This window comes from Catonella sp. (assembly GCF_052173895.1).
GTDB lineage: Bacteria > Bacillota > Clostridia > Lachnospirales > Lachnospiraceae > Catonella.
Genome location: NZ_JBQMXS010000061.1, coordinates 1 through 7,539 on the forward strand (window position 1 = coordinate 1; position 7,539 = coordinate 7,539).

The 7,539-nt window shown below is 31.4% G+C and carries 5 protein-coding genes; all 5 read left to right on the forward strand.

What is annotated here, in order from left to right:
* Positions 1–247: 247 nt before the first annotated feature.
* From ACTTG8_RS09245 to ACTTG8_RS09265, 5 genes are read left to right on the forward strand one after another with little or no spacing between them, the layout of a single operon-like run.
* Positions 248–2,542, forward strand: a complete 2,295-nt coding sequence (locus ACTTG8_RS09245) for a dynamin family protein (RefSeq protein WP_442561826.1) — start codon at positions 248–250, stop codon at positions 2,540–2,542.
* A 13-nt stretch (positions 2,543–2,555) separates the two neighbouring features.
* Positions 2,556–3,020: a hypothetical protein gene (locus tag ACTTG8_RS09250; RefSeq protein WP_442561827.1), complete on the forward strand. Its 465-nt coding sequence runs from the start codon at positions 2,556–2,558 to the stop codon at positions 3,018–3,020.
* 23 nt (positions 3,021–3,043) lie between these two features.
* Positions 3,044–6,247 carry an ATP-binding protein gene (locus ACTTG8_RS09255; RefSeq protein ID WP_442561828.1) on the forward strand — a complete coding sequence of 1,068 codons (3,204 nt, stop codon included), beginning with the start codon at positions 3,044–3,046 and terminating at the stop codon, positions 6,245–6,247.
* Positions 6,248–6,260: 13 nt separating this feature from the next.
* On the forward strand, positions 6,261–6,827 hold the full coding sequence (locus tag ACTTG8_RS09260) for an HNH endonuclease (protein WP_442561829.1): 567 nt from the start codon (positions 6,261–6,263) through the stop codon (positions 6,825–6,827).
* Positions 6,828–6,839: 12 nt separating this feature from the next.
* Positions 6,840–7,235: an SMI1/KNR4 family protein gene (locus tag ACTTG8_RS09265; RefSeq protein WP_442561830.1), complete on the forward strand. Its 396-nt coding sequence runs from the start codon at positions 6,840–6,842 to the stop codon at positions 7,233–7,235.
* Positions 7,236–7,539 lie beyond the last annotated feature (304 nt).

The window sequence follows — 7,539 nt, forward strand, 5'->3', positions numbered from 1 at the left end:
TATTAAGCTGATTTTTGATATATTAAATGAAAAAAGGATAATTCCAAAATATATAGATAAAATATCTAGTCAAGTTGAAGATTTATCAGGACTTAATCTGAAAGTGGAAGATATAAAGATTAAGATTCCAAATTAAGTATTATAAAATAATATTCATAGGAGGTTAGAAAGAATTATGTTGAAGTCCATGTAGTAAGTAATTTTATTAAATCAATACCAAGTAAAAGATGAAAAGGAGTTTAAAATAATGAATAAGGTAAAAATTAAATATAACCCATATATAGTAGAAACGGAATTTTTATTGAATAATAAAAAGATAGATAATAAGTCAAATTTTTATTATATGCAGGATAAGAGGTTGCAAGAATGGATAGAACCGATTGGGGATTGGAAAGGATTGTTTCAAGAACTTTTTGAATATTTTAATTCATCAGAGAAGCTGAGTTTAGAATTTAATGGAACTTTGCACGATTTTAAAGATATAGAATATGCTAAAGGCAAATATGGGATTAAGTGTTTTAAAGAAGTAGAGTTAGTACATATACCGGCTAAAGGTAGTGAAAATAAAGTGGAACTGTTAAAAAAACAGTTTAATAAAATTGTAAACTCACCTATTGATGAACTGAAAGATCCACAAATACGCGAAGCTTTTGATACTACTATTTCTTCAGAATTTGAAATAGTAGTAATAGCCCCAATGAGTAGTGGAAAATCAACTTTAATAAACTCAATTATAGGAAGAAAAATACTGCCGGGAGCCAATCAGGCAACGACAGCTACTATAACAAGAGTTAAAGATAGAGATGATTATAAAAACTTTATGGTAACTTGTAAGGATAATAAAGGTAAAACAATAGTTAATAATCAGGTTGCAGACTTGAAACTTATTACTGAGTTAAACGATAGAGCAAATAGAGATAAAAATATTGATTTAATTGATATAATGGGAAATATACCCAATATACCTTCAGACGAAATAAATGTTGTATTTGTAGATACACCAGGACCTAATAATGCAGAGGATACACATCATAGGGAAGTAATGGAAAAAGCCATTAGAAATGAAAATAGCAATATTATACTTTTTATATTTAACCCTGATTCAATACAGAGTGTAGATTGTGATTCTTTGCTTGAAACTATTGCAATGACGATAAATACTTCGTCCGTAGGAAAACGTGCAAGAGACAGGATTATGTTTGTATGTAATAAGATGAGTAAAATTAATCCGGATACAGAATCGTCTGAGGACATTATTAAGAAGATTAAAGAACGCTTAAAAGGGAAAGGTATAAATGAACCCAATATATTTTTAGTAGATGCACTTACCTGTGAACTAATAAGAATGAAAAACATAGGGGCAGAAATGAATGATGGGGAAGAAGATGAATGTATTAGTGGGATAATGAAGTTCAACAGAGCAAGTAGGAGGTTATTTAAATATGCACCAATTTCAGAAGAAAAAATAAAAGAATTTAGTGATGAAGTAGAAAAATATAGAGGAGACAAATTGAATGAAAGAGTTGCAGAGATAAATTCTGGGATTCCGGCACTTGAATATGCAATAACAAACTATATAGAAAAATATGCTCAAGCAGTAAAAATAAAAAATATGCATGATATTTTTATGAAAAGAGTAGAAGAGCTGGGAATGAAGAGTAAGGTAGAGAAAGAGATTGCTGAATCAGAAGAAAAATTAAATAAGACCAAAGAAGAACTTGAAAAAAAAATAAATTCATTGGAGAAGGATAAGAAATTAGATGAATTTAAGAGGAAAGTAGATGGACTTAAGTTTGATGTTTCTGCAGCAAAAAAAATAAAAGAGAAAATAACTCAAGAGATTAATAACTTAGTTTATGTTTCCCCGGATATAGTAAAAAAGAGTGAGGTTGATCAATATCTAAGTGAATTTAGAAAGAAATTATTAAATTTGGGCAAAGAGACAGAGATAAGTTTAAAACATTCATTAGAAAATGATTTTTATGAGAAGTGCAAGAAAATTTTCAGTGAATATCAGTCCTATATACGAGAAATGGATAGAAATAATATGCTAAATATAGGAAGTTATTCAGTGAAAAAACTTTCAGCTTTTAATTCTCTTACTTTGGAAGATTTAAAAAATATTGATGATAAATTTAATACTGAAATTGTAACCGGAAAGGTAAAGCGAGAAAAATCGGGTTGGTTGAATTCAGTTCGTAGATTCTTAAATGTGGATAGTGGATGGGAGATTGTAGACAAAAAGGAACAGGCAGTTAAATTAAAGGATTTTATTCGTAAAGTATTATCCGGATTATTACTGGATTTTTTAGATAAAGTTGATGGTGAAATAGGAGAGGCTGAAAAACGCGAAAAAGTAATGAAAGATTTTGTAAAGAAACACTTAAATGACATTACTGCTACCGTTAGAAGAGAGTTTGAGGAAATGAATAAATTAACTCATAATAAGAAGTTGCTTGATGAAAGGTATGAAAAAAATAAAAAGGATTCAGAATGGTTAGAAACTTTTATAAAAGAAGTGGCGTCATTACTGGATATTTAAGAGGAGGCTAGGTATGATTTTTAGCGAAATAAAGGAATATGTAAGACAGAATGATGTTGGGATGGTCAGAAAAGAAATGTTGGCGATCTTGAATTCAAATCCGGATATGAGAGATGGTAACTTTGCTGAGAACTTGCACTATGTTGAAAATGAGCTTGGAGAAGATATTTTGTATCAAAAATATTCGGGTGAGTTTGAGATAGAAAGCGACAGGACACAGTGGAATACTAATTATGTTGCAAAAATTTTTCTTTGCTTGAGGAAGGAATTCTCCAAAGAATTAGTGTACCATTTAATGGAAGTAGCTCCGGTTGCATATAAAGAGCTGGCAGATAAAAAAGAACAATCAGACGCAGATTTTCATAAAAATATACAGAATAATGATGCTTTTGCAAACTTACCAACTGGTGTAAAGTATATGGCAGTAATTGTACTTATTTTATTATTTATAATACTGATGATTAAAATATTTAAGTAATGATAGGATGAGGAGGGATATTTATGTCTGATACTGGTAGTAGGCTAGATGAAAGAAAAATACAAGATTTATATAATGCCTTTGAAATGGCTGATAATATAGTATATAGAAATTATATAAACAATTTGTCAGAATTGGATATTGTTCCGGTTACAGGGGAATTCCTAACCAAAAAGATTGGACAAGATCTTAGATTAATTAAAGTAGAGAAGATTGTATATGATAAAGATGAAAATGTCCTACAAAAATTAACCAATATTTATAATATGGCATACTCTTTGGGCGTTAATTTGGTTATGATTTTGGACTCAGATGGTTCAGAAGTTAAATTGTATATTGGAATATGTAAGGAAGAGGATAGCAGTAGTTTAAGGCTTGGAATTGAATCGTTATATAATGGATTTAGTGGAAATTTTCCGGGCAGTATGGCAATATTAAAAGATATATTGTTGGAAAATAATGAAAGTAAAAAAGTAATTGAAAATTGCCTTTATAATGATAAAAATGCTTTGTCTGTTGTATCAGGTGTTGCAGGGGAGAGAAGTGATAAAGCTGAGGATAATTCCAAGTTTGTTCAAGGGATTGAAAAACTCATTGATTCAATGAAAGGTATTCCTTTTTCAAGTTTTATAATAGCAAATCCAATATCTAAAAATGAACTTAAAGAAATAAAAGCTGAACTGGAATTGCTTTATTCATCATTGAAACCTTTTGAAAAATCAGTTAAAAACTTTTCAGAAAATCATTCGGAAGGAGTGTCGACTTCTGTAAGCGAAGGTTTGGCAGATAGTTTTGGAAGCAGCAAATCAAAATCACTATCATTAGGGACTTCGGAAAGCAAGGCTAAAACGATAGGAGGATCTGTTGGAATAAGTGGTAGCAGCTCTACAAGTACATCTACTACTACCTCTACCTCTGCCTCTGTCACACTTGGGATACTTAAAGGGATTATAAACGTAGCTGCTACAGCTACGGTTGGAAAGTCACTAACTGAGACTATTAGTCAAATGGCAGGTTTCAATGCATCTGCTAACAGGTCTACAACAACTACAGAAGGTACTTCAAGAACCAATACTTCTACTGAATCAACCAACAGGCAACAGACAAAAAGCAGTACAAATACTAATACTGATACATCAAGTGATTCAGCAGGTACTTCATTACAGATTGAGTATATTAATAAAGGTGTAAAGCAGTTACTTTCTCAAATTGATTTGCACTTAGAGAGAATTAAAAAATGTGAAAATTATGGAGTATTTTCAGTTGCATCATACTTTTTGGCTAAAAATGCAGGATACTCCAGTATGGCGGCAAGTACATATAAGTCGTTAATTAGTGGGGAAAATACATTTGTAGAATCAGCTAATATTTCTACTTGGGATGATAAAGATAGACTTTTTGAGATTAAAAAATATTTGCAATATTGCCGTCATCCGATTTTTGAATTATATTGTGGTACAAATAAAAATAAGGTCACAGCAGTTTCAGTAGTTAGCGGAAAAGAGCTGGCATTACATTTAGGTATACCTAAAAAGTCTGTTACAGGTGTTGTTGTTTCGGAGTGTGTAGCATTTGGCAGAAATACTTTTACCTTATCTCAGAATAAAAGTAAAAAAATGATAGAAATAGGTAATATCTATCATATGAATTCTGATGAAGATACTAAGGTTAAATTATGTGTAAATGATCTTGCTATGCACACATTTATTACGGGAGCGACCGGTTCAGGAAAATCTAATGCGGTATATAATTTGATAAACAGACTAGATGATGAGGAAATAAAATTTCTTGTTATTGAACCGGCTAAGGGTGAGTATAAGCATGTTTTTGGTAACAGAAAAGATGTAAGGGTATATGGAACTAATCCAAACAAAACAGAAATGCTTAGAATTAATCCATTTAGTTTCCCGAAAGATATACATGTATTAGAGCATATAGACAAGCTGATTGAAATATTTAATGTTTGCTGGCCTATGTATGCAGCTATGCCGGCTGTATTAAAGGAGGCTGTGGAAAAAGCCTATGCCAATGTAGGTTGGGATTTAAATAGCTCAGAAAATATTATTGGAGAAAGGTTATTCCCAACATTTAATGATGTTTTGGATATGTTACAAGATGTTGTTGAGAATTCTGCATTTTCAGAAGAAGTTAAAAGTAACTATTCGGGAGCATTATTGACAAGGGTTAAATCTTTAACGAATGGAATTAATGGAAGAATTTTTACAAATTATGAACTTTCCGGGGATGAGTTGTTTGATAATAATGTAATAGTAGATTTAAGTAGGGTAGGGGCGATGGATACTAAAGCCCTTATTATGGGAATATTAGTTATGAAACTTCAGGAACATAGAGTTAATGCCGGAGGTATGAATAAGAAACTCTCCCATGTGACAGTGCTGGAAGAAGCTCATAATCTATTGAAATCCGGTGCTAGTTCAACAGGAGCAGCAGAAGGAGCAAATTTGGTAGGAAAATCTGTAGAAATGCTGTCAAATATAATTGCAGAGGTAAGAACTTATGGTGAAGGATTTATAATTGTGGATCAGGCACCGGGACTTTTAGATGCCTCTGTAATAAGGAATACGAACACTAAAATTATGCTTAGACTGCCGGATTATGAAGATAGAAAGCTGGTAGGAAAGGCAGCAAACCTTACGGATAATCAGATTAATGAAGTTGCCAAATTGCCTGTTGGAGTGGCTGCAGTTTATCATAATGATTGGATTGAGCCTGTTTTATGTCATATAGAAAAGGCTAAATCTGATGAACATTACGAAGACCACAAGGATACAAATTTAATTGATGCAAGAAGTGAAATATTAAAGTATCTTGTAGACATAATGTCGGGAAAAGAATTTGATAGAAAGGCTAAGGATAATGTAGAAAGACTTTTAAAATATGAAAAATTATCAGTAGAATTAAAAGTTAAACTTTTATCAATGGTTAAGTCTAATAAAAAAATTGATGAAGATGTAGTGAAACAATATGTACTTGAGGCATATGGAGATTGTGACTCTGCTTTTTTAGCAGCTTGTGGAGCAGAGGATATTAGAGAGTGGAATGATACTCTTGTAAGAAAAATAGACAGGAATCTTGAAGAAATGGATAGAACATATCAGAATATAGTGTTAAAAACAATTCTTGAAGCTAGGGCAGAGGAGGATATTCATTTTGAAGATATGAGTCTGAAATGGTTTAATTATATGACTAAACATGGTTTAATGTAAGGGGGGAGGGAAAATGTTTAAGGAATTTACTGATTCTATGAAAAGTATAACCAAGGCTTTTAAAGATATGGATAAAGTTTCATCTAATAAGATAAAGTCAGGAGTTATAGGAAAGGATGTAAAGCCAAAGTTTTTTGATAAAATGGGTGAAAAAGAAACAAGGCCAAGACATATAAGCACTATTAATGAAAACATGAAAGGAAAATCAATTAATGATGTTAGGTATGATTCAAAAGAAATTAAGCTTAATGGAGAAAAATACGAAGGTGTTTTTCCGCAATTTAAATCTAAGATTGATATATACTTGCCCAAAGAATTACAAAAAGCATCTGATGCAGAACAGATGAGATATTGTACAAAAGAAGTAGCTAAACGAGTAGATAGAGATCCTAATTTTGCAAAAAAATTTACACCACGACAATTGGAGCAAATTCGTAAGGGTGAACCAAGAATAAGTGGATTGACTTGGCATCATAATGAGGAACCTGGTAAAATGCAATTAGTAGATGCAGATAAACATAGTGCTGCACGCCATACTGGAGGCAGAAGTCTTTGGGGAGGCGGGAGTGACTGTAGATAGGAGAGGTTGACGATGAATATTGAATGGAAATATAAAATTGATTTAAAAGAGAATGCTTTATCTGAGATGGAAGAAAAGTACCAAATTCTTATTCCGGATGATTTGAGGGAACTATTAAAAATTGCCAATGCAGCAACTCCCTCAAAGTTTAAATTTAAGTTAAAAACAGAAGAGAAGTTGCTTGGGGCGATTCTTTCATTCAATCCAAACGAAACAGAAGCAGATAGTTTTGATGATGCAATGCAGATAGATTTTGAGAAGGGTGTTATTCCCTTTGGAATTGATCCCTTTGGTAATTATATTTGTTATAATACTGCAAACAAGAGTATAATGTTTTATGATTATGAAGTTGAAAGGTTAGAAAAAATAACTTCGAGATTGGAAGAGTTCTTGAAACTGCTATATTGATAATTGTATAGATGAAAATATTTTATGAGGAGGTAATGATATGTCAAGAAGAGTATTGCATTGGCTAATTTTAGATTTTATTGCAAAGATATTTGGTTGGTAAAGTTAAATGGTATGAGGAATTAAAGATAAAAGCAGATAAAAATTGACAAACTACCTCTATATGTCTAATATTATGATATGTGGAGGTAGTTTTAATTTAAAAAATATAGTATTATTACATGCAACTAAAAATATACTTACCTATATAGAAAAGATGAGATAAAATAAAATGAAACCAACAAATATATTATCATATTTAGAC

Coding starts and splice junctions, on each gene's coding strand:
- ACTTG8_RS09245 (WP_442561826.1), top strand. CDS start 248: ATGAATAAGGTAAAAATTAAATATAACCCATATATAGTAGAAACGGAA.
- ACTTG8_RS09250 (WP_442561827.1), top strand. CDS start 2,556: ATGATTTTTAGCGAAATAAAGGAATATGTAAGACAGAATGATGTTGGG.
- ACTTG8_RS09255 (WP_442561828.1), top strand. CDS start 3,044: ATGTCTGATACTGGTAGTAGGCTAGATGAAAGAAAAATACAAGATTTA.
- ACTTG8_RS09260 (WP_442561829.1), top strand. CDS start 6,261: ATGTTTAAGGAATTTACTGATTCTATGAAAAGTATAACCAAGGCTTTT.
- ACTTG8_RS09265 (WP_442561830.1), top strand. CDS start 6,840: ATGAATATTGAATGGAAATATAAAATTGATTTAAAAGAGAATGCTTTA.